This window comes from Albimonas pacifica, assembly GCF_900113695.1.
Lineage (GTDB): Bacteria > Pseudomonadota > Alphaproteobacteria > Rhodobacterales > Rhodobacteraceae > Albimonas > Albimonas pacifica.
This window is the reverse complement of sequence record NZ_FOQH01000003.1, coordinates 534546-556429: the sequence shown is the minus strand read 5'-3', so window position 1 is coordinate 556429 and position 21884 is coordinate 534546. Positions and strand designations below refer to the sequence as shown.

19 protein-coding genes, 1 tRNA gene and 1 riboswitch are annotated in these 21884 nt (G+C 72.5%); of the genes, 7 read left to right on the top strand and 13 right to left on the bottom strand.

Going from position 1 to position 21884, the window contains the following annotated elements:
• The first annotated feature begins 8 nt into the window (after positions 1–8).
• From BM064_RS08150 to BM064_RS08140, 3 genes are all read left to right on the top strand, one after another.
• Positions 9–929, top strand: coding sequence for a sulfite exporter TauE/SafE family protein (locus BM064_RS08150; RefSeq protein ID WP_092859239.1), 921 nt, complete (start codon positions 9–11; stop codon positions 927–929).
• On the top strand, positions 926–1930 hold the full coding sequence (locus BM064_RS08145) for a TIGR02186 family protein (protein ID WP_342741359.1): 1005 nt from the start codon (positions 926–928) through the stop codon (positions 1928–1930). Before BM064_RS08150 ends, BM064_RS08145 begins: the two co-directional genes overlap by 4 nt.
• A gap of 78 nt (positions 1931–2008) precedes the next feature.
• A complete protein-coding gene (locus BM064_RS08140) occupies positions 2009–2407 on the top strand; it encodes a PaaI family thioesterase (protein WP_177236182.1) in 399 nt (132 codons plus the stop codon).
• 46 nt (positions 2408–2453) lie between these two features.
• Here the strand turns inward: BM064_RS08140 and BM064_RS08135 are convergent, their stop codons facing one another.
• Positions 2454–3515, bottom strand: a complete 1062-nt coding sequence (locus BM064_RS08135; protein ID WP_092859237.1) for an alpha/beta hydrolase family protein — start codon at positions 3513–3515, stop codon at positions 2454–2456.
• Positions 3516–3695: 180 nt separating this feature from the next.
• A riboswitch (SAM riboswitch) is annotated at positions 3696–3775 on the top strand.
• Between the two features lie 67 nt (positions 3776–3842).
• On the opposite strand from BM064_RS08135, the gene metZ reads away from it, so the two are divergent.
• Both metZ and BM064_RS08125 read left to right on the top strand, forming a co-directional pair.
• Complete coding sequence (metZ, locus tag BM064_RS08130) at positions 3843–5039, top strand: O-succinylhomoserine sulfhydrylase (protein ID WP_092859236.1); 1197 nt, start codon at positions 3843–3845, stop codon at positions 5037–5039.
• Between the two features lie 574 nt (positions 5040–5613).
• Complete coding sequence (locus BM064_RS08125) at positions 5614–7071, top strand: TrkH family potassium uptake protein (protein ID WP_092859235.1); 1458 nt, start codon at positions 5614–5616, stop codon at positions 7069–7071.
• A gap of 2 nt (positions 7072–7073) precedes the next feature.
• Here BM064_RS08125 and BM064_RS08120 read toward each other — a convergent pair whose 3' ends face one another.
• Positions 7074–8006, bottom strand: a complete 933-nt coding sequence (locus BM064_RS08120) for a pirin family protein (RefSeq protein ID WP_092859234.1) — start codon at positions 8004–8006, stop codon at positions 7074–7076.
• 152 nt (positions 8007–8158) lie between these two features.
• Between BM064_RS08120 and BM064_RS08115 the strand changes: the two genes are divergently transcribed.
• A complete protein-coding gene (locus BM064_RS08115; RefSeq protein ID WP_092859233.1) occupies positions 8159–9595 on the top strand; it encodes an amidase in 1437 nt (478 codons plus the stop codon).
• A gap of 83 nt (positions 9596–9678) precedes the next feature.
• Here the strand turns inward: BM064_RS08115 and BM064_RS08110 are convergent.
• The 9 genes from BM064_RS08110 to BM064_RS08070 form a co-directional block, all read right to left on the bottom strand.
• Positions 9679–9752 (bottom strand) — tRNA-Gly (locus tag BM064_RS08110).
• A gap of 107 nt (positions 9753–9859) precedes the next feature.
• Positions 9860–10561 (bottom strand): orotate phosphoribosyltransferase, encoded by a 702-nt coding sequence (locus BM064_RS08105; protein ID WP_092859232.1) that lies wholly within the window; start codon positions 10559–10561, stop codon positions 9860–9862.
• 84 nt (positions 10562–10645) lie between these two features.
• Positions 10646–11332, bottom strand: a complete 687-nt coding sequence (locus tag BM064_RS08100) for a FadR/GntR family transcriptional regulator (protein ID WP_092859231.1) — start codon at positions 11330–11332, stop codon at positions 10646–10648.
• Positions 11333–11876: 544 nt separating this feature from the next.
• Complete coding sequence (locus tag BM064_RS08095) at positions 11877–13259, bottom strand: bifunctional enoyl-CoA hydratase/phosphate acetyltransferase (RefSeq protein WP_092859230.1); 1383 nt, start codon at positions 13257–13259, stop codon at positions 11877–11879.
• A gap of 124 nt (positions 13260–13383) precedes the next feature.
• On the bottom strand, positions 13384–14082 hold the full coding sequence (locus BM064_RS08090; protein WP_143103281.1) for a hypothetical protein: 699 nt from the start codon (positions 14080–14082) through the stop codon (positions 13384–13386).
• A 122-nt stretch (positions 14083–14204) separates the two neighbouring features.
• Entirely contained in the window at positions 14205–15056 is an 852-nt protein-coding gene (locus tag BM064_RS08085; protein WP_092859228.1) for an ABC transporter permease, read from the bottom strand.
• Positions 15057–15069: 13 nt separating this feature from the next.
• The gene (locus BM064_RS08080; RefSeq protein ID WP_092859227.1) at positions 15070–16371 is read right to left on the bottom strand and encodes an ABC transporter permease; all 1302 of its coding nucleotides are present in this window, start codon (positions 16369–16371) and stop codon (positions 15070–15072) included.
• Positions 16372–16500: 129 nt separating this feature from the next.
• Complete coding sequence (locus BM064_RS08075; RefSeq protein ID WP_425426152.1) at positions 16501–17616, bottom strand: extracellular solute-binding protein; 1116 nt, start codon at positions 17614–17616, stop codon at positions 16501–16503.
• 102 nt (positions 17617–17718) lie between these two features.
• Positions 17719–18804: an ABC transporter ATP-binding protein gene (locus BM064_RS08070; RefSeq protein WP_092859225.1), complete on the bottom strand. Its 1086-nt coding sequence runs from the start codon at positions 18802–18804 to the stop codon at positions 17719–17721.
• 321 nt (positions 18805–19125) lie between these two features.
• Here BM064_RS08070 and BM064_RS08065 point away from each other — a divergent pair, with 321 nt between their 5' ends.
• Positions 19126–20046 carry a LysR family transcriptional regulator gene (locus BM064_RS08065; RefSeq protein WP_092859224.1) on the top strand — a complete coding sequence of 307 codons (921 nt, stop codon included), beginning with the start codon at positions 19126–19128 and terminating at the stop codon, positions 20044–20046.
• Positions 20047–20076: 30 nt separating this feature from the next.
• On the opposite strand, the gene BM064_RS08060 is transcribed toward BM064_RS08065, so the two are convergent.
• Together BM064_RS08060 and BM064_RS08055 are read right to left on the bottom strand one after the other, a co-directional pair.
• Positions 20077–20889 carry a class I SAM-dependent methyltransferase gene (locus BM064_RS08060; RefSeq protein ID WP_092859223.1) on the bottom strand — a complete coding sequence of 271 codons (813 nt, stop codon included), beginning with the start codon at positions 20887–20889 and terminating at the stop codon, positions 20077–20079.
• 83 nt (positions 20890–20972) lie between these two features.
• The gene (locus tag BM064_RS08055; RefSeq protein WP_092859222.1) at positions 20973–21707 is read right to left on the bottom strand and encodes an SDR family NAD(P)-dependent oxidoreductase; all 735 of its coding nucleotides are present in this window, start codon (positions 21705–21707) and stop codon (positions 20973–20975) included.
• Positions 21708–21884 lie beyond the last annotated feature (177 nt).

The following is a 21884-nucleotide window of genomic DNA, read 5'->3' as shown; positions in this document are numbered from 1 at the left end:
GAGCCCCGATGCTCATCTACCTGCCCATCGCCGAAGTCTCCGTCGACGCGCTCCTGATCCTGGGGCTCGGCGGGCTGATCGGCGTTCTGTCGGGCCTGTTCGGGGTCGGCGGCGGCTTCCTGATGACGCCGCTCCTGATGCTGATCGGCATCCCGCCGGCGGTGGCGGTGGCGACCGGGGCGAACCAGATCTGCGCCTCCTCCTTCTCCGGCGCGCTGGCCCACTGGCGGCGCGGCACGCTCGACACCCGCATGGGGCTGATCCTGCTCGCGGGGGGGATCGCGGGATCCTTCCTCGGCGTGTGGGTGTTCGAGCTGCTGGGCCGGCTGGGCCAGGTCGAGCTGATGGTCTCGCTGACCTACGTGCTGTTCCTGGGCGTGGTCGGCGCGCTGATGTTCGTCGAGAGCCTGCGCGCCCTGATCCGCGCGCGCACCGGCGCCGCCCCCCGGATCCCCAAGCGCAAGCGCACGCTCGCCCACAAGCTGCCGCTGAAGATGCGCTTCCCGGTCTCGCATCTCTACATCTCGGTGATCCCGCCGGCGGCGATCGGGGCGCTGGTGGGGTTCCTCTCGGCGATCATGGGGGTGGGCGGCGGCTTCATCATGGTGCCGGCGATGATCTACCTGCTGGGGATGCCGACCTCGGTGGTGGTGGGCACCTCGCTGTTCCAGATCATGTTCGTCACCGGCGTGACCACGCTGCTGCACGCCACCCAGACCTTCACCGTCGACATGATGCTGGCGCTGCTGCTGCTGGTGGGCGGCGTGGTGGGGGCGCAGATCGGCGCCCAGCTCGGCATGAAGCTGCGCGCCGAGCAGCTGCGCATCCTGCTGGCGCTGATCGTGCTGGCGGTGTGCCTGAAGATCGCCCTCGACCTCGCCATCGAACCCTCCGAGCTCTACAGCCTCGCGCCCGCGAGCGCGCCGTGATCGGGCGCGCGCTTCTTCTGCCCGCGCTCGTCGCGGCGCTGGCCGCCCTGCCCTCCGGCGCGCAGGCGCCCCGGACCGCGGGCCCCGCGCCCGCCGAGCTGGCGCAGGAGGCCGCCTCCCCCGGCGCGCCCGAGCCCGCGGTGCGCAGCGCGCCGCGCACCGAGACGGGCGAGCCTCCCGACGGCGACGGCCCCGGCGTCGCCGCGCCCGGCCAGCGCGGCCCCCAGGCGCCCGCCGGCGGCGGCCAGGTGGTGATCCTGCCCGAGGGCCGCGACGCCCCGCGCGAGGGCGGCGACGACGAGAAGGTGGTCGCGGCGCTGTCGCACAACCAGGTCTCGATCACCACGACCTACTCGGGCTCGGAGATCTTCGTGTTCGGCGCGGTGAAGCGCTCGCGCCCGGCGCGGGCCGAGCGGCCGGACGTGATCGTCACCATCTCCGGCCCCTCGGGCCCGGTGACGGTGCGCCGCAAGGACCGCGGCTTCGGGATCTGGGCGAACCGGGAGTCGACCGTCATCGACCAGGCGCCCGCCTTCTACGCCGTCGCCGCCACCGGCCCGCTGGACGAGATCCTGTCGGCCACCGAGAACCTGCGCCACCGGGTCGGGCTGGACCTGCAGGTGCGCGCCATCGGCGCCGCCTCGGACGTCGAGGACCCCGAAAGCTTCCGCGAGGCGGTGATCCGCCTGATGCGGGTGCGCGGCCTCTACGTCGAGGCGCCGATCGAGGTCGACGTGATCGAGGACACGCTCTTCGCCACCCATGTCGCCCTGCCCGCCAACATCGTCGAGGGCGATTACATCGCCCGGGTCTTCCTGCTGAACGAGGGCAAGGTGCTGGACCTGCACGAATCCATCGTCGGCGTGCGCAAGGTGGGGCTGGAGCGGTGGCTCTACGCCCTCTCGCGCGAGGCGCCGCTGGCCTACGGGCTGCTGGCGCTGGCGGTGGCGCTGGCGGCGGGCTGGGGCGCCTCGGAAGCCTTCCGGGCGCTGCGGCGGTGAGCGCGCGCGCCCGTGCGGCGCGCCGAGGCCCCCGCCCCCCGCCTCCCCACGATGTCCAGGACCTTCCGAGGAGAGACCATGTCCGACCCCAACCCGTTCGAGGGGCGCGCCCTGCCGCCCGCGGCCGCCACGCTCGGCCACCGGTTCCTGTCCTTCGACCGCGAGGCGATGACCCTGACCCTGGGCTTCGAGGCGCGCGAGGACTTCGTGAACCCGATGGGCGTGGTGCAGGGCGGGTTCCTGACCGCGATGATCGACGACACCATGGGCCCGCTGGTGATGGCGCTCACCGGACGCGCCGGCGCGACCATCGACCTCTCGGTGCAGTTCCTGCGCGGCGTGCAGCCGGGCCCGGTCACGACCACCGCCCGCGTCACCCGCATGGGCCGCTCGGTGGCGTTCCTGGAGGGCCACCTCAAGGATTCCGAGGGCCGGATGAGCGTGCGGGCGACCTCGAGCTTCTTCCTGCGGGGCTGAACGCCCCTCCCGGGGCCCGTCGGCGGGGACGCCCGGGGCGGGCCGCTCAGGCGCCGGCGGCGAGGTCGGGGCCGGGCAGCTCCCGCTCCGCGCGGCGGGCGGCCCGGCGCAGCGCCGGCCAGGCGCCGCCCCAGCCGGGGCGGGCCTCCGGCGCCAGCGCCCGCGGCGGGGCCAGGCGCGACCAGCGCGGCGCCAGCCCCTCGGGCGCGCCGGCCGCGCGCAGGGCCGGGATCGACCAGGCGCTGCGCTCGCGCAGGATCGCGCGGTAGAGGTCCATGGCGCCGGGGCGGTCGTAGAAGCTCCAGTGGCAGACGCGGGGCGAGGCGTCGTCGAGCGGCACGCCCCGCCCCCGCGCCCAGGCGGCGAAGGCCGGCAGGTCGAGCTGCAGGTCGATCCAGTCCTCCCGCGCCTGCCCCAGCCCCGCCCGGCCTAGCGCCTGGCGGCGGCGGCCGGCGAGGCGCGGGGCCGCGGCCTCGAACAGCGCGTCGTAGGGATCGTTGTGGCGGGCGGCGACGTGGAAGACCTGGGGCCCCTCCTCTCCGCCGTCGGCCATGGCGGCGCGGGCCAGCGCCGCGTCCTCGGCCGGGCCCAGCAGCAGCGCCCGGCCCACCGCCGGCGCGACCCGCGGATCGGCCAGCGCCTGCAGCGCCACCCGCGCGCCCAGCGAATGGGCGAAGAGGTCGATCTCCAGGTCCGGGCGCAGGGCTTGGAGGTGGACGACGAGCGCGGCCAGGCTCTCGGCCGCGCCGGCGGCGCGGTCGTAGACCTCGGCGAAGCCGTTGCGCCGGCGCCGCGCGAAGCTCGGCCCATGGGCCGCCCAGGCGTCCCAGCCGAAGCCGATGCAGAGCCCGTCCGCGGGATCGAGCCGCGAGAACCCCAGCTCCGCCGGCCAGTCGGCGCCGCTGGGCCCCTCCCCCGGCAGGCCGTAGAGCCAGGCGTGCGGATCCCGCCCCCGCTCGAACGGACGATACTTGTAGCCGTGCAACAGGATCGTCACCGGGACGCCGCGGGGGATCGCCGCGACGGCCGGCCCGAGCGGGGCCGGTCGGCCACGCGCATCACGCACCAGGAGCGCTTGGGCCCTCGTCGTGACGTGCATCAGCGTCATGTCGGGTTCCTGCTCGGCCGGGTGCGGACTGTCGCCGCGTTGCCGGCCGGATACACCCAGTGTGCAACACCCCGGTTTCCGTTTCGTGACCGAAGCGCGACGCAGCGCGCGCTCCCCGGTTCCACGGCCGGAAGCTGCGGGTCCGCGCGTCTCCCTTGACGCCTCCGCGCGGAGCGCCTAGGGCAGGGGCGTGGCGATTTGGCAGACCGGATTGCGGGCCACGTTAAAGAAACCGCTAAAGAGGTCGGGCGACGCCGCACGGACCGCGTCCCGATTTCCGATCACCGGGGCAGTCGGCAAGGGGCCGGGCGTTCGCCCGGATGACGCATGACAGAACTCGACAAGACCCAGCGGGCGCTTTCGCCCCGCACCAACCTCGTTCACGCCGGGACCTGGCGCAGCCAGCATGGCGAGATGTCCGAGGCGCTGTTCCTGACCCAGGGCTTCGTCTACGACACCGCCGCCGCCGCCGAGGCGCGCTTCCTGGGCGAGGATCCGGGCTTCATCTACGCGCGCTACGGCAACCCCACCGTGCGCATGTTCGAAGAGCGGATGATGGCGCTCGAAGGGGCCGAGGACGCCTTCGCCACCGCGAGCGGCATGGCGGCGGTCAACGCCGCGCTGTTCTGCCAGCTCAAGGCCGGCGACCACGTGATCGCGGCCAAGGCGCTGTTCGGCTCCTGCCTCTACATCCTCGAGACGCTGCTGCCCCGCTTCGGCGTCGAGGTGACGCTGGTCGAGGGCACGGACCCCGACGCCTGGCGCGCCGGCCTGCGCCCCAATACCAGGGTCGCCTTCCTCGAGAGCCCGTCGAACCCGACGCTGGAGCTGATCGACGTGGCCGAGGTGGCGCAGATCGTGCACTCCGTCGGCGCGCGGCTGGTGATCGACAACGTCTTCGCGACGCCGATGTTCCAGCGCCCGCTGGAGCTGGGGGCGGACGTGGTGCTCTACTCCGCCACCAAGCACATCGACGGCCAGGGCCGGTGCCTGGGCGGCGTCGTGCTGGGCACGGAGGAGTTCATCCGCGGCCCGTTCGAGGGCTACATGCGCCACACCGGCGGCGCGATGAGCCCGTTCAACGCCTGGGTGATGCTCAAGGGGCTCGAGACGCTGGACCTGCGCTGCCGGGCCCAGGCGGCGACCGCGGCGCACCTGGCCGACATGCTCGCCGCCCACCCGCGGGTGAAGCGCGTCCTCTACCCCGGCCGCGCCGACCACCCCCAGCATGAGCTCGCCAAGCGGCAGATGAGCTCGGGCGGCACCATGATCGCCTTCGAGATCGAGGGCGGGCAGGAGGCGGCCTTCGCCGTGCAGGACGCGCTGGAGATCATCAAGATCTCCAACAACCTGGGCGATTCCAAGAGCATCATCACCCACCCCTCGACCACCACCCACCAGCGTCTGAGCGAGGAGCAGCGGCTGGGCCTGGGCATCTCGCGCGGGCTGATCCGCCTGTCGTGCGGCCTCGAGGACCCCGAGGACCTCGCCGCCGACCTCGACCAGGCCCTGCGCCGGGCCTGAGGACAGCCGCAGACCCGACGTCCGAGCCGCCCCGGGCCCCCGCCCGGGGCGGTCCGCGTTTCGGGGCGCCCCGGCCGGACCCCGGCCGCCGCCGTGGCGCGCGGAGGCCATGGCCGGGCGCCGCAGCGGCGGGGCGCGACCCGGCGCGGCGTGGCGGGGTGCGATGGGGTGGGATGCGGCGGGGCGCGGCGCATTGAAATGCGCCCTACGGGCTCTCGGGCCCCCCGCCGCACGGGCGCGCCCCGGGCTCGACGCGGGGCCTCTCCCGCCCTGCCTGACGCCGCCGGCGCGGGGCGGACGCCGGACCTCGCGGTCCGGGTTCGCCGAGCCGCCTGCCTCCAGGCAGGGGCGGCACGACAGGGCGGCGCGTCTCCCGAGGCCCGGACGGGGCGGGGCCCCGGGTCAGGCCCGGGGCGGACGCGTCGGGCGCGGGGCGCGGGATCGGCGACGTCGGGGGAGCGGCAGGGGCGCGCGCGGCCGTCCCGGCGCCCTTGCCGGTCACGGGCGGGGCGCTTTCGCGGGGCGGGCGATCCTGCGCGTTGACAGGCGGGGGGGGCCGGGCGATGCAGGCTCGATGCCGGATCTGCGCGCCGCCCTCCACCTGATCGGTCTGCTGGTCGCCGCCCTCGGCGCGACCATGGCGGCGCCGATGCTGGCAGACCTGATCGACGGCGATCCGAACTGGCGCGCCTTCGGCCTGGCGGGGTTCTTCTCGGTGCTCGCCGGATCGCTGCTGGCGGCGGCGGGCGGGGCGGACCGGGGCTCGCTCTCGGTGCAGGAGACCTTCCTGCTCACCACGCTGTGCTGGCTGCTGCTGCCCGTCTTCGGCGCCCTGCCCTTCGTGCTCGGCGTGCCCGAGGCGAGCCTGACCGACGCCTTCTTCGAGGCGATGTCGGGCTTCACCACCACCGGCTCCACCGTCTTCGTCGGCCTCGACCACATGCCGCCGGGCGTGCTGCTGTGGCGGGGGATGCTGCAGTGGTTCGGGGGCGTGGGCATCGTGGTGATGGCCATGGCCTTCCTGCCCGCGCTGCGCGTCGGCGGCATGCAGATCTTCCGCTCCGAGGCCTTCGACACCTTCGGCAAGATCCTGCCCCGGGCGGGCGAGATCGCGATGTCGATCTCCTGGGTCTACGCCGGGCTGACGCTGCTCTGCATCCTCGCCTACGCCGCCTGCGGGATGAGCGTCTTCGACGCCGTGGTGCATTCGATGACCACGATCTCCACCGGGGGGTTCGCCAATTACGACGCCTCGCTGGGGCATTTCCCGGGCGAAGTGGAGTATGTCTCGGCCCTGTTCATGATGCTCGCCTCCCTGCCCTTCGTGCGGCTGGTGCAGCTCGCCTCGGGCGAGGCGAGGCCGATCTGGCGCGATCCGCAGGTGCGCGGCTTCATGGCGGTGATCTTCGGCTTCGCGGGCGCGATCCTGCTCTACCGCATGGCGACCGACCCGGTCCCCCACGCCTGGGGGTTCGAGCAGCACCTGCGCGAGACGCTGTTCAACACCGTCTCGATCCTCACCGGCACCGGCTACGCGTCCGAGAACTACAACGAGTGGGGCCCCTTCGCCGCCGCCGCCTTCTTCCTGATGGGCCTCGTCGGGGGCTGCGCGGGCTCCACCTGCTGCTCGGTGAAGATCTTCCGCTACCAGATCCTGCTGGCGGCCGTCGCCAGCCAGGTCCGGCGCATCCACTCCCCCCACGGCGTGTTCCAGACCCGCTGGGCCGGGCGGCCGGTGGACGAGGAGGTGATCTCCTCGGTCATGGGGTTCCTGTTCCTGTTCTTCATGACGCTGGCGGTGCTGTCGGTGGCGATGGGGATGCTGGGGCACGACATCGTCACCTCCGTTTCCGGGGCGGCCACCGCGCTCGCCAACGTCGGCCCCGGGCTGGGGCCTATCATCGGGCCGGCGGGCAACTTCGCGCCGCTGTCCGACGCCGCCAAGTGGGTGCTGGCGCTGGGGATGCTGCTGGGGCGGCTGGAGCTGATGGCCGTCTACGTGATGTTCGTCTCGGCCTTCTGGCGCAACTGAGCTCAGCGGCCCGGGGCCTCCATGGCCTCCGTCTCGTCGGGGGGCAGCTGGAAGCGCCCGTGCTCCCAGTCGCCGGCGCGCCAGGCCTCCTTCGCCTCCTCGATCCGCTCCTTAGAACTCGCCACGAAGTTCCACCAGATGTAGCGCGGGCCGCCCAGCGTGGCCCCGCCCAGCAGGATCAGGCGCGAGGACGAGACGGCCCGGATCGCGATCGGATCGCCCGGGCGGAAGATCATCATCCGCCCCGCCTCGAACCGCTGGCCCGCGATCTCCACCTCGCCCGAGACCACGTAGATCCCGCGGTCCTCATGCTCGGCGTCGAAGGGCAGGACCGCGCCGGGCTCGAGCTGGGCGTCCGCGTAGACGGTCTCGGAGAAGGTCGAGACCGGCGCCCGCTCCCCCCAGCCCGAGCCGAGGATCAGGCGCAGGCGCTTGCCCTCCGCCTCCAGCTCCGGCAGGTCGGCCCTGGCGACGTGCTCGAAGCCGGGGTCGATGTCCTCCTTCCCGTCGGGCAGCGCCACCCAGGTCTGGATGCCGAAGAGGTCCGACGGCCCCTTGCGGACCTGCGTCCCGGTGCGCTCGGAATGCGTCACCCCGCGGCCGGCGATCATCCAGTTCACCGCGCCCTCGGTGATCTCGGCCGAGGTGCCGAGGCTGTCGCGGTGGTGCATCGAGCCGGAGAACAGGTAGGTCACCGTCGCGAGCCCGATATGCGGGTGCGGGCGCACGTCGATGCCCTGGCCGGTGAGGAACTCGGCCGGTCCCACCTGGTCGAAGAAGATGAAGGGCCCGACCATCTGCCGCTTCGGCGCGGGCAGCGCCCGGCGCACCTCGAAGCCGCCCAGATCGCGGGCGCGGGGGACGATCACCGTCTCGATCCGGTCGACGGCGTCGCCGGTGGGGCAATGCGGGTCGAGGGCGGGGTTCCAGGACATCGGCGGGCCTCCCTTTCCGGCGCCTCGCCAGGATAGCGCAGGCCGGCGCGAAGGTCGCGCCCCGGCCCGCACGCTCGACAGGAACCGCGCGCCATGGCCTTGTGCGGACAAAGCCCTCCCCGCCGAAGCCCCCTGCCCCCGGAGCCCGCCCCATGTCCCTCGACGCCCTCCGCCGCCATTCCGCCGTCGCGCTGCGCGAGATGCTGATCGCGCGCGAGATCTCGGCGGTGGAGCTGATGCAGGCGGTGCTGGGCGCGGCCGAGCGGCTGCAGCCCTCCCACAACTGCTTCATCACCCTCGCCCCCGAGGCCGCGATGGAGGGCGCCCGCGCCGCGGATGCGGCGCTGTCCGCCGGAGAGACCCCCGGCCTGCTGCACGGCCTGCCCTGCGGGGTGAAGGACATCGTGAACACGGCCGGCATGCGGACCACCTTCGGATCGCTCCTGCAGGCCGGGAACGTGCCGACGCAGGACGCCGTCGCGGCGGCCCGGCTGCGCGCGGCGGGCGCGGTGATCTTCGGCAAGACCACCACGCCCGAATACGGCGCCAAGTGCCTGACGGACGCCCCCCTCTTCGGCAGGACGCCCAACGCCTGGAGCCTGGAGCATTCCTCGGGCGGCTCGTCGGGCGGCTCGGCCGTGGCGACGGCGCTGGGGATCGGGCCGATCTCGGTCGCGACCGACGGCGGCGGCTCGACCCGGATCCCGGCGGCCTGCAACGGGGTGGTGGGGCTGAAGCAGAGCCTCGGCGCCATCCCGCACAGCCAGGTTCCGGACGCCTTCGGCAACTACACCTACGTGACGCCGATGACCCGCGACGTCGCCTCGACCGCGCTGATGATGCAGGCGATGGGCGGGGCGCACCCCAGCGACCCGTGGTCGGTCGGCGCGCCGGTCCCCGACTACCCCGCCGCGGCCCGGCCCGAGGGGGACCTTGCGGGCAAGCGCATCCTGTTCTGCCCCGCCCCTCCGGGCAAACCGATCTCGGCGGCGATGCAGGCGGCCTTCGACGCATCGTTGACACGGCTCGCGGACCTCGGCGCGGAGCTGGAGCCCTTCGACGGCGAGGGCCTCGACGTCGAGCCGATCTGGCGGGCGATCAACCACACCACCTGGCGCGCCCGCTTCGGCCCGATGGCCGAGCGCGACGGGGACCGCATGACCCCCTCCCTGCTGCGGCAGCTGGCGCTGGCGCAGGACGTCTCGGGCGTCGACTACCAGCAGGCGATGTTCGACCGCGCCGCCCTGTTCCGCCGGGTGCAGGGGCTGTTCGAGCGGGCAGACTTCCTCGTCACCCCCACGATCTCGCGCGCGGCGCCGGGCATCGGCCAGGACCTGTTCGACCCGCTGGAGATCGACGGCGTCGCCTACCCCGACATGCGCCCCAACTGGTTCCCCTGGTGCATGCCGTTCAACCTGACCGGCCACCCCGCGATCAGCCTGCCCTGCGGCTTCACCCCCGAGGGCCTGCCGCTGGGCCTGCAGATCGTCGGCCGGTTCCGCGAGGACGCCTCGCTCCTGCGCGCCGCCGCCCTTTTCGAGGCCGCCTCAGCCCTTCTCGACCGCTGGCCCGACGCCGCCTTCGCCTGACCCCGGCCGCGCCGGGCCCGCGAGCCGGCGCGCCAGCACGGGCGTCGCGACGGGGCGGACGCGCCGCCGGATGGAAGGGAAGCTGGAGCGGGCAGCGGGAATCGAACCCGCAACAAGAGCTTGGAAGGCTCGTGTGATACCGTTTCACCATGCCCGCGAGCCGGCCCCCGGACTAGCCCCGCGCGGGGGCGGCGTCAACAGGGGGCGTGGGCCGGGCGGCGCGCCCCGGCCGGCGCGTCGTCGGCGAGGGCGCCCTGCAAGGGCTCAGTCGGGGCCGGCCTTGCCGCCGTGGGCGGCGGACCAGCCGTAGGGGTCGTTGAGGAATGCCTCGACGGCGTCGAGGGTCTTGGCGTCGAAGGTCCGGCCCAGGTGGTCGCCGGTGCGGGCCACCGCGAGCACGTCGCGCCAGGTGGTCAGCTGGTGCAGCGCGAGACCGTGGGCGGCGAGGTTCGCGCGCGCGTCGGGGAAGATGTCGTAGTAGAAGATCACCAGCGTGTCGGTGCACTGCGCGCCCGCGGTGCGCAGGGCGTCGGCGAAGGTGAACTTGGAGCCGCCGTCGGTGGTCAGGTCCTCGACCAGCAGGACGTTGGCGCCCTCCTCGAAATGGCCCTCGATCTGGGCGCCGCGGCCGAAACCTTTCGGCTTCTTGCGCACGTAGAGCATCGGCAGACCCAGGCGTTCGGCGATCATCGCGGCCCAGGGGATGCCGGCGGTCTCGCCGCCGGCCACCGCGTCGAACTTCTCGAAGCCGCCCGCCGACAGGGCCCGGCCCGCGGCCATGTCCATCAGAGCAGAGCGCACCCGCGGGAAGGAGATCGGCTTGCGGCAGTCGACGTAGACCGGGGCAGCGAGGCCGGAGGTGAAGATGTAGGGCTCGTCGGCGCGGAAGTTGACCGCCTCGATCTCCAGCAGCATGCGCGCGGCCAGGGCGGCGGCCGTCTCGGGGTCGGGGAAGGCGAAGCTCATCGGGCGGACTCCTGCGCGGGCGGGCGGAAGGGGGATCGGGACCCGATTACAGGCTCCCCGGGGCGGAGGGAAGCCGGCGGGCGCTCAGCGCGCCCGGCCTTCGACGAGGGCCGCGGCCCGCTCGGCCACGGTCAGCAGGTGGGCGCGCATCGCGGCGGCGGCGGCCTCGGGGTCGCCGCCGGCGATGGCGTCGATCAGGGTCTCGTGGTCGCCCACGCCGTGCAGGCCCGAGACCTGGCGCCAGTCGGCGGCCTCCAGCGCGCCGCGCCAGGCGTCGCCGGCGCGCGCCGCGGCCAGCGCCTCGAAGGCGGCGAGCAGGCCGGGGTTGGCGGCGGCGACCGCGATCAGCCGGTGCAGGGCGCCGTCCCACAGCTCGCGCGCGTCGAGGTCGCCCGCGGCCTTCTCCCGCCGGGCGCAGAGGCGCATCAGGCGCAGGTCCTCGGGTCGGGCGCGCAGGGCGGCGAGGGCGGCGAGCTCCGGCTCGAGCCGCAGGCGCGCCTCGAGGATGCCGCCGACCGGGGAGAGGGGCGCGTCGCGCCGCTCGGGCAGGTTCACGAAGAGGGCGTCGGCGCGGTTGCGCCAGACCAGGCCCTCGGCCTCCAGCACCTCCAGCGCGCGGCGCAGCGCCTGGCGGCTGAAGCCGAGGCGTTTTTCCAGCGTGGGTTCCGAAGGCAGGCGTCCGTCAGGGCGTTCCAGTCCCGCGGCGAGAAGCCCGCGCAGGGCGGCGAGCGCCCGGCCGGAATGCTTCGGCTCGCCGCCGGCATCGGTCATCGTCACCAGAACCCGCCCCTCTTCTTCCGACCCCGCGCGCGATTCTCGCGATCGCGTGAGGAATCTGCCCACAGCCGACGGAACGCGAAACCGCCACGTGGCGGCCGCCGCATTCTGCGAGCGGATTGTGACGGTGAAGCCACGTTCAGGAAGAAGGCGGAGAGGAGGCGCCCGTCGCCGGCCCGTCCCGGGGCGGGGGACCGCGCCCCTGCGTCGGCCGGAGCGGCGGCGCGGCGGGGGCGCCCGGCTCCCCCTCGCCTGAGGCGGGCAGCGGCCTGGGGGAGGCGGGCGCCGGCCCGGGCGGGGCCGCGCCCGGCCTGCGGTCGGGAACCCGCGCCGGATCGACGGACGCCCAGGCCGCGCCCCCGCAGGGCAGGAGCGCGAGGACCAGCACGACCGCCCCGAGCCGAGCCCCCCAGGCGTCCCCCCGCGGGGGAAGGCGCGGCGATGGCCGGGGCTTCGGCATGGCGGATCTCCTCCTGGGCCGGACGGTCTGCGGCCCCGAGGATGCGCGAGAAGGGTTGGCGAGAGGTTTACGCCCCCCTCAGCGCGCCCCCGCCGCGAAGACGCGGGCGAGGGAGGCCACCGCGCAGGAGGCGAGCCGCGCCTTGGGCCCGTCGGCGCGCGAGGTCAGCACGATCGGCGCCCGCGCCCCCATCACCACGCCCGCGGCCTCGGCATGAGCGATGTAGCTCAGCTCCTTGGCGATCATGTTGCCGGCGTCGAGGTTGGGGGCGATCAGCACCTCGGCCTGCCCGGCCACCAGGGACTTGATCCCCTTGGTCCGCGCGGCCCCCAGGTCCACGGCGTTGTCCATCGCCAGCGGCCCGTCCACCAGTCCGCCGGTGATCTGGCCCCGCTCGGCCATCTTCGAGAGCAGCGCGGCGTCGATCGAGGAGGGGATCGCCGGGTTCACCACCTCGACCGCCGAGAGCACGCCGACCTTGGGCAGCTCGATGCCGACGGCGCGGGCCACGTCGATGGCGTTGCGCACGATGTCGGCCTTGGTCTCGAGGTCGGGCGCGATGTTGATGGCGGCGTCGGAGATCAGCAGCGGATGCGGCAGGCCCGGCACGTCCATCACGAAGACATGGGTCAGCCGCCGCCCAGCCCGCAGGCCCCGGTCGCGGTCCAGCACCGCGCGCAGCAGGTCGTCGGTGTGCAGCGCGCCCTTCATCAGGGCGGCCGCCCGCCCCTCGCGCACCAGCAGGCAGGCGGTCTCGGCGGCGGCGTGATGCCCGCAGGCCTCCACGATCTCGACCCCGTCGAGCGAGGCGCCCAGCTCCGCGGCGGCGGCGGCGATCCTGGCGGGGTCGCCCACCAGGATCGGCGTCGCCAACCCGGCCGCCGCCGCCTCCAGCGCCCCGGCGAGCGAGACGGCGTTCTCCGGCGCCGCCACCGCCAGGGTCAGCGGGCCGAGGGCGCGGGCCTCGTCGATCAGGCGGTCGAAATGCAGATGGCGCTGGACCACGAGGCCGGGGATCTCGTCCTCGACGAAGGTCATCTTGACCTGGGGCGCGCGGACCACCGCCTCGCCCCCCATCAGCGCCGTGCCGTCGTCGGCGCGGTCGACCTCCACCCGCAGGCGGATGCGGCCGCCGGGCTCCTTGGCGAGGACCTCGGCGCGGGCGACGAGCTGGTCGCCGGCCTGGGCCACGTCCATCCAGCGCACGCAGAGCGACTCCATCGCCACGCCGGGCCCGGGCAGCTTCCACCCCAGCAGGCCCGAGATCAGCGAGGCGACCCACATCTGCGGCGCCTGCGCCTCGTTCACCCCGTCGCCGTCGCCGTCGCGGTCGGCGAGATGCATCGGGTTGTGGTTGCCCGAGCAATGCGCGAAGGCGAACAGGTCGTCGGCCGCGCACAGGCGGGGCATCTCGGCCCGGTCTCCGACACGGATCTCGTCGTAGGTGCGGTTCTCGTGCATGGGGGGCTCCTGGGGACGGTGCGGCGCAACATCTAGGCGGCGCCCGGCGACGTTTCCTTGACGGGGATCAAGCGACGGGGGTCGAGCGAGGGGGATCGAGCGACGGGGGGCGAGCCCCGCCGCGTCAGCCGCAGTTCGCGCCCGGATGCAGGCGGATCAGGTTCGACAGCCGCTCCACCCCCTGCCGGTCCAGGAACCCGCAGGAATAGGAGGCGCCGCCGGAGGCGGTCTCGGGCCCCGTGCGCTCGCAGAAATCGTAGCTGCCCATGTCGAGGTTCATCGCCATCGCCGGCGCGTGCAGGCGCGCGAGCTCCTCGGCCGCGGCGTGCAGGGTCAGGGCGCGGGCGCCGCTCTGCCAGATCGCCAGCGCCCCGTCGCGGTCCTGGAACAGGATCCGGCGGATGGCGAGCGGGGCGTCGTCCACCGGGCGCAGGTCCAGCTCTCCGTCGCGGATCAGCAGGTGGGACTGCAGGGCCGAGGCGCCGGAGGATTTCGCCGCCGCGATGAAGGCGCGCCGCCCCTCGGGGTCGGTCAGGTCGTGGGCCCCGCCCGCGACCTGCGCGGCCGGGGCGGCGACGATGCGCGCGGCGCCGTCGGCCTCGATCACCAGCAGGCCGTCCATGCGCCCGTATTCCAGGCTGACCGCCCGGCCGCGGTGCAGGAACAGGCCCACGGGCTTGGGCTTGGTCTCGTCGCGCTTGTCGGTGGCGGTGTAGGCGCCGGTCACGGTCAGGGCCGCCGCCCCGTCGTCGAGCTTCGCCATCTCCTCGGGCAGCAGGATCAGGTCCAGCGCGCCCGGCCCCGGACAGGCGGCGGCGAGCACCCCCTCCCCTTCCGGAGCGGCGCCCAGCGGGCCTGCGAACATGAGCGCGGCGAGGAGGCATGCTCCCCGCCGCGCGACGGTGTGGAAATGTCTCCGGCGAACCGGGGTCGTTCGGGGCATCGTCAGCCTGGGCTCATGCCGCGCAGCCTCTCGGAGCGACGGCGCAGGATCTCCAGCGTCACCAGCAGGATCACCGAGACGCTGACCAGCAGGGTGGCCACCGCCAGAATGCTGGGGCTGATCTGCTCGCGCAAGCCCGTGAACATGCGCCAGGGCAAGGTCTGCTCGCCGGCCGAGCCGAGGAACAGGATCACCACCACCTCGTCGAAGGAGGTGATGAAGGCGAAGAGCCCGCCCGAGATCACGCCCGGCAGGATCAGCGGCATCTGCACCTTGAAGAAGGTGCGCACCGGCCCCGCCCCCATGTTCGCCGCGGCCCGCGTCAGCGAGCGGTCGAAGCCCACCAGCGTGGCGGTGACGGTGATGATCACGAAGGGCACGCCCAGGGCTGCGTGGGCCAGGACCACGCCGAACCAGGTGCCCTGCAGCCCGATGCGGGAGTAGAAGAAATACATCCCCGCCGCCGAGATGATCAGCGGCACGATCATCGGCGAGATCAGGATCGCCATCACCACGCCCCGGAACGGCATCTTGCCCGAGCTGAGCCCGATCGCCGCCAGCGTGCCCAGCGACACCGACAGAAGCGTCGCCGCCGGCGCGATCGACAACGAGTTCCACAGCGCCTGCTGCCAGGCGTCATTGTAGAAGAAGTCGCGGTAATGCTCGAGCGAGTAGGCGTCCGCCTCCAGCGCCAGCATCCCCGGCGTGAAGGTGAAGTAGGGCAGCGCGTTGAAGCTGAGCGGGATGATGATGATGATCGGGAAGATCAGGAAGAACAGGATCAACCCGCACAGCACCCGGAAGGTGTAGTACCAGATCCGCTGACCCGTGCTCGCGTAGGGCTGAAGCGCCATGGTCGTGTCCTCCTCAGCCCAGCTTCACGTTGTCGATGCCCACAATCCGGTCGTAGAGCCAGTAGAGCCCCAGCACCAGGATCAGCAGCAGCGAGCCGAGCGCGGCCGCCAGCCCCCAGTTGAGCGACGTCGAGATATGGAAGGCGATGCGGTTCGAGATGAAGGTGCCGTCGGTGCCGCCCACCAGTTCGGGCGTGATGTAGTAGCCGATGGCCAGGATGAAGACGAGGATCGCCCCCGCCCCGATGCCCGGCACCGACTGCGGGAAGTAGACCCGCCAGAAGGCGGTCCAGTCGGTCGCGCCCAGCGACTTGGCGGCGCGCAGGTAGCTCGGCGGGATGGTCTTCATCACCGAGTAGAGCGGCAGCACCATGAACGGCAGCAGGATGTGGGTCATGGCGATGATCGTGCCGGTCTGGTTGTTGATCATCACCAGCCGTCCGGCGTCGGAGACGATCCCGATGTAGACCAGGATGTCGTTGATCACCCCCTGTTCCTGCAGCAGCACCTTCCAGGCGGAGGTGCGCACCAGCAGCGAGGTCCAGAACGGCAGCAGCACCAGGATCATCAGCAGGTTGGCCGAGCGCGCGGGCAGGTTCGACAGCAGCCAGGCCACCGGATAGCCCAGCAGCAGGCACGACAGGGTGATGGTGCAGCTCAGCAGGATCGTGCGCCAGAACAGCTTGAGGTAGATCTGCTCGAACTCCGGCGCCATCTCGACCCCGCCCGGGGTCAGGCGCATGTCGGCGGCCTGCAGGAAATAACCCCAGGTGTAGCGCGGCGCGAAGGTCTTGATCACGGCCCAGGGCTCGACCTCGCCCCAGTCCTTGTCGAGGTCGACGAACTGCGGCTGCAGCGGCTGGTCGAGGTCGAACCGCTCCAGCCGGCGCTCGTTCGTCTTGCGGAACAGCGACGACATCCCCGACTCTTCGTAGTTCAGGCGGGAGCCGAGGCGGGTGTGGATCTTGAGTTCCGTGGCCTCCAGCATGTCGTCGTAGAAGGCGCGGTAGACCGGCTCGGGCGGGGGCCCGGTCTGCGGGTCCCACGCGTCCAGCGCCTCGACGGTGCGCGGCAGCGTGTCGGCGACGATCTCGTTCTCGACCGAGCGGAACAGCATGTCCGCGATCGGCGCGATGAAGGACAGCAGCACGAAGATCAGCAGCGGCGCCACCAGCAGGAAGGCGCGCAGGCGGGCGCGGGCCTCGGAGCGGCGGATCGATTTCTTGAGGGGCGTGCCGTCGGCGGCCAGGAGCTGTCCGGAGGCGCTCCGGTGCTCATCGGGCGCGATGTCCCCGTTCGCGGTCGCCTCGGCCATGCGTGATCCCCTCGCAGCGTCGGTGAATGTCTGGAACCGGGTCGGGCGGGCCGCCGGCGGCCCGCCCGGAGGTCGTCAGGCGCGTCCGTCCCGGGCCCGCGCGGGGCCCGGGAGGCGCAGGCCTTCAGCTCAGCGCAGCAGCCAGGCCTGGAACTTGGCGTCCAGGTCGTCGCGATAGTCCGCCCACCACTCGTAGTTGTAGAGGAAGGTGTTGGTGGCGTTCTCGGGGTTGGTCGGCATGTGCGGGGCCATGTCGATGCCCAGCTCGGCATGCTGGCCGACCAGCGGGGCCGAGGACTGGCGCGCGGGGCCGTAGGAGATGTACTTGGCCTGGTCCGCCAGACGCTGGGTGTCGGTGGCGAACTTCAGGAAGTGCATCACCCGGGCCTTGCGGTCCTCGGGCAGGCCGGCGGGCACGATCCAGCCGTCGAGGTCATAGACCTGCGCGTCCCACATCATGGCGACGGGCTGCTTCTGCTCCTCGATCAGCGCGAAGAGACGGCCGTTGTAGGTCGAGCCCATCACGATCTCGCCGTCGGCGAGCAGCTGCGGGGTCTCGGCGCCGGCCGACCACCACACGACGCTGTCCTTGATCTCGTCGAGCTTGGCGAAGGCCTGGGCCTGCCCCTCTTCGGTCTCCAGCGTGTCGTAGATGTCTTCCTTGGCGACGCCCGAGCAGAGCAGCGCCCACTCCATGTTGTTGATCGGACGCTTCTCCAGGGCGCGCTTACCCGGGAAGGCCTCCAGGTCGAACACGTCGCAGATGTCGTCGGGGGTCTCGCCGTTCCACTCCGCCACGTCGGTGCGGTAGCCGAAGGTGGTCGAGTAGGCGATCTGCGGGACGAAGCAGTCCGAGACGATCATCTCGCCGAAGTCCTCGGTCGCCACGGTCCCGTCGGGCGCCTCGGCGAGCGCGGAGTCGAAGTCGATCTCCTCGGCCAGGCCCTCGTCGCACAGGCGCATGGCGTCGGAGGCGACCACGTCCACCAGGTCCCAGGTGATGTTGCCGGCCTCGGCCATGGCGCGCAGCTTGGCGACGGCCTCGTTGGAGGACTCGTCCCAGACGAACTCGACGCCGGTCATCTCGGCGTAGGGCTCGGAGTAGGCCTTCTGCTGAGAGTTCTGGTAGGCGCCGCCCCAGGACACGACGGTCATCGAATCGGCGCAGCCCTCGCAGGCGGGCAGCTCGTCGGCGGCGTAGGCGGCGCCGGCGACGGCCGCGCCGGCGATCCCCGCGCCGGCCATCATCATCTTGAGCTTGAGGCTCATGAGGTCTCTCCCAGTTGCGATGCCCGATCGAATCTTCGCGGCGGCGCGCCTTCGGGCGGCGACGCGCCTTGGCCCCGCTCAGGCAGCGTCCAGAGCGCGGCAATCCTCGGCGACCCAGGACAGGGAGGCCGTCTCGCCCACCGACAGCGTCGCGTGACGAGAGGCGTTGGGCACCTTCACGACGAAGTCGTTGTTGCCCAGGACCTGCATCCGCACGCGGATGTGGTCGCCGAGGTAGATCAGTTCCTTCACCTTTCCGGCCACGCCCCATTCGCCCGGCTGGGCGAAGGTGACGCGCTCGGGGCGAAGGCTGAGGCGGGTCTTCTCGCCCGGTCCGCCGCAGTTCACGGCCAGCGCCTGCCCGGTCGAGCCGTCGACGAACTCCACCTTCACGAACTCGCCGTCGCGCTCGGCGATGGTGGCGTCGAGCGTGTTGTTCTCGCCGATGAACTGGGCGACGAAGCTGTTCTCGGGCCGTTCGTAGAGGTCGGGCGGCGGGGCGAGCTGCTGGATGCGGCCGTCGTTGAACACCGCGATGCGGTCCGACATCGTCAGCGCCTCGGACTGGTCGTGGGTCACATAGACGACCGTCACGCCCAGCTGTTCGTGGATGTGCTTGATCTCGAACTGCATCTGCTCGCGCAGCTGCTTGTCGAGCGCGCCCAGCGGCTCGTCCATCAGCACCAGCTCGGGGTCGAAGACCAGCGCGCGCGCCACCGCGACGCGCTGCTGCTGGCCGCCCGAGAGCTGGGCGGGACGCCGGCCGCCGAAGTCGCCCATCTGCACCATGTCGAGGGCGCGCTTGACGCGCGTCTCGATCTCGTCCTTGCCCATCTTGCGGACCTGGAGCGGGAAGGCGAGGTTCTCGGCCACCGTCATGTGGGGGAACAGCGCGTAGTTCTGGAACACCATGCCGATGCCGCGCTTGTGCGGAGGCACCGAGTTGATCGGACGCCCGTCGAGCCTGATGTCGCCGTGGGTCGCGGTCTCGAAGCCCGCGAGCATCATCAGGCAGGTGGTCTTTCCGGAGCCCGACGGGCCCAGCATGGTCAGGAACTCGCCCTTGCCGATGCCGAGGTTCAGGTCTTTGACGACGAGCGTCTCGCCGTCATAGCTCTTCTGCACGCGATCGAACTCGACGAAGGCGTCGTTGCTGGCGTTCATGCGTCTTCCCTGTCGTTTGCGGCGGCGCCCTCTGGCGGGGTCTTTCGTCCGACGAAGGGAGCTAAACATGCGGCTGCGGCGCCGCACAACCCCGTCCCCGGCTATTTCGTGAAGGAAAACGACCTCGGACCCGAGCCCGCGCCTGCGTCATCCCCCTGCCCCCGCAGCATTCTCCCGCAGAAATGACGCGTCGCAATGATGAACGGAAAAACATTGATGAACGAATGGTTTCGCTTTCGCCGTTTATGGTCGCACGCCCGTCGCGACGATTGACGCCCGTCGCTTTCGGGGCGATTTTGGTTGCATTGCAGCGGAGGTGGCATGGATCGGCTGAGCGAGATGGAGGCCTTCGTGCGCGTCGTGGACCTTGGCGGGTTCACCGACGCCGCGCGGAAGATGGGTCTCTCGAAATCGGCGGTGTCCAAGCACGTCGCCTCCCTGGAGGACCGGCTGGGCGCGCGTCTGCTCAACCGGACCACCCGCCGCGTCAGCCCGACCGAGATCGGGCTCGCCTTCTACGACCGCGCGATCCGGGTCCTGGCCGAGGCCGAGGAGGCCGACGCCATGGTCTCGACCATGCAGGACAATCCGCGCGGCGAACTGCGCATCTCGGCGCCCTTCTCCTTCGGGATCCGGGCGCTGGCGCCGGCGATCTCGGATTTCCTGCGCAAGTACCCCGACATCTCGGTGCACATGGTGCTCGACGACCGCTTCGTGGAGCTGGTGGCCGAGGGCTTCGACCTGGCGATCCGGATCGGCGACCTGCCCGACAGCTCGATGCGCGCGCGAAAGCTCGCCGACGCCGAGGTGATGGTGGTGGCGAGCCCGGGCTACCTGGCCGAGCATGGCACGCCCACCTCGGTGCAGGACCTCGCCTCGCACAACCTGCTGCACTACTCGAACCTCAGCTCCGGCAACGTCTGGCGCCTGTCAGGCCCCGGCGGGCAGGAGCGGCAGGTGCGCGCGGTCGGCCGGCTGACGATCAACAACGGCGACGCCCTGCGCCAGGCCGCGGCGGACGGGCTGGGCATCGCCATGCTGCCCGACTTCATCGTCGGCGACGGCGTGGCCAGCGGCGAGCTGGTCGAGCTGGTCCCCGAGGCGCGCCGCCCGCCGCTCGGCGTCTACGCCGTCTACCCCCAGGGCCGCTTCCCGCAGCCCAAGCTGCGCGCCTTCATCGACCACATGGTCGAGGCCCTGAAGGAAAGCTGCGCCTCGGGCGCGAGCCGCGCCGCCGAGTAGCGCCGCCGCGGGGCCCTGCGCCCCTCCGGGTCACTCGGCCGTGCAGACGAAGACGGTCGCCTCCATCGGGAAGGTCATGTCGGTCGGGGCGAACAGCACCTCGATCGCCCTGTGAACCGCGGCGCAGACCGTCTCGGGGTCGACGCCGCCGCGCGCCCGGATCTCGTCGATCAGCGGATTGCCGTAGACGAGGCCGCGGGCGAAGGCCTCCGCGTCGGCGATCCGGCGGCGGATGCGCAGGGTCTCGTGCGAGACGTCCCGCCAGCCGGCCGCGGCCAGGTCCGCGCGCACCTTCGCCGGGTCGCCGTAGTGGAAGGGCGCCTTGTAGAAGCCCGGCGGCTCGCCCGCGAAGAACTGCGCGGGCACGGCGTAGGCGATCTGGGAATGCGGGTTCGCCTCCATCGGGCCGAACGCGTTGAACAGGAACCGGCCCCCCGGCTTCAGCACGCGCCGCGCCTCGCGGAAGGCGGCGCGCTTGTCGGGAAAGAACATCACCCCGAACTGGCAGACCACGCGGTCGAAGGCGGCGTCGGGGAACGGCGTGCGCAGCGCGTCCGCCACCGCGAACGCCACCGTCTCCTGCGGCGCGAACTTCGCCCGCGCCACCTCCAGCATCGGCGCGCTGAGGTCCGAGACCGTCAGCGAGGCCCCCGCCGGCAGCCGGTCCCGCAGCTTGCGCGAGACGATGCCGGTGCCGGCCGCGAGCTCCAGAACCGCCGTCGGCGCGCCGGAACAGGCGGCCTCGGCCAGAAGCTCGGCGAAGCCCTCGAACAGGTTGGGCCCGAGGCCCGCGTCGTAGTGGGCGGGAATGTCCCCGATGAACCCGGATGCGTCGCCAGACATGCGCAAGCCCCCGACCGTCGAGACGGAACCTTACGCTACGTTAGCATATCTTCCGCCGGCGGCCTACCGGCCTCGCCGCCCGGTCAGACGTGCTGGCCGCCGTTGATCTCGATCTCGACGCCGGTGACGTAGGAGCTTTCGGCCGTGCACAGATAGTAGATCGTGCGCGCCACCTCCTCGGGCTTGCCGAGACGGCGCAGCGGCAGCTGCTCGGCCATCTTCTCGGTGCCGGGCGAGAGGATCGCGGTCTCGATCTCGCCGGGCGCGATGGCGTTCACCCGCACGCCCAGGGGGCCGAAGTCGTGGGCCATCTCCCTCGTCAGCGCCGCCAGCGCCGCCTTCGAGGTGCCGTAGGCCGCCCCCGCGAACGGATGCACCCGGGCGCCGGCGATGGAGGTGACGTTCACGATCGCCCCCTGCGCCGCCGCCAGCTCGGCGCGCAGGCCGCGGGCCAGAACCACGGGGGCGAAGAAGTTCACGTGGAACACCTTGCCCCAGTCGCGCAGGTCGGTGGTCAGGGTGGTCAGCCGCTCCCCCTGCGGACCCTTCGGCGAGATGCCGGCGTTGTTGACCAGCGCCTCCAGCCGGCCCCCGGGCAGGCGGGCGCGGATCTGCTCGACCGCGTCCATCGTCGACTGCGGATCGGCGAGGTCGAGCTGGATGTGGTCCTCCTCCCCCATCTCCCAGGGGCAGTCCTCGGGGAAGGGGTGGCGCGAGCAGGTGATCACCCGCCACCCCGCCGAGGCGAAGCGCTTCACGGTGGCGTGGCCGATCCCGCGCGAGGCGCCGGTCAGCAGCAGGGTCTTGCGATCGGGCATGTCGGGCTCCCGGGGCCGAGTCGGCCCCTGCATGGTTCGCGCCGATCACGCCGGGCGCGGGGATCGGATGCAACCCCCGGCGATCCGTCCGCGGCGGCGCGTCGCCGGGCGGCGAGGCGTTTCGATCAGGGGCGGCGCCGGCCGGCGCGCGCCCCGCGGCCCGCCCTGACGCCGACG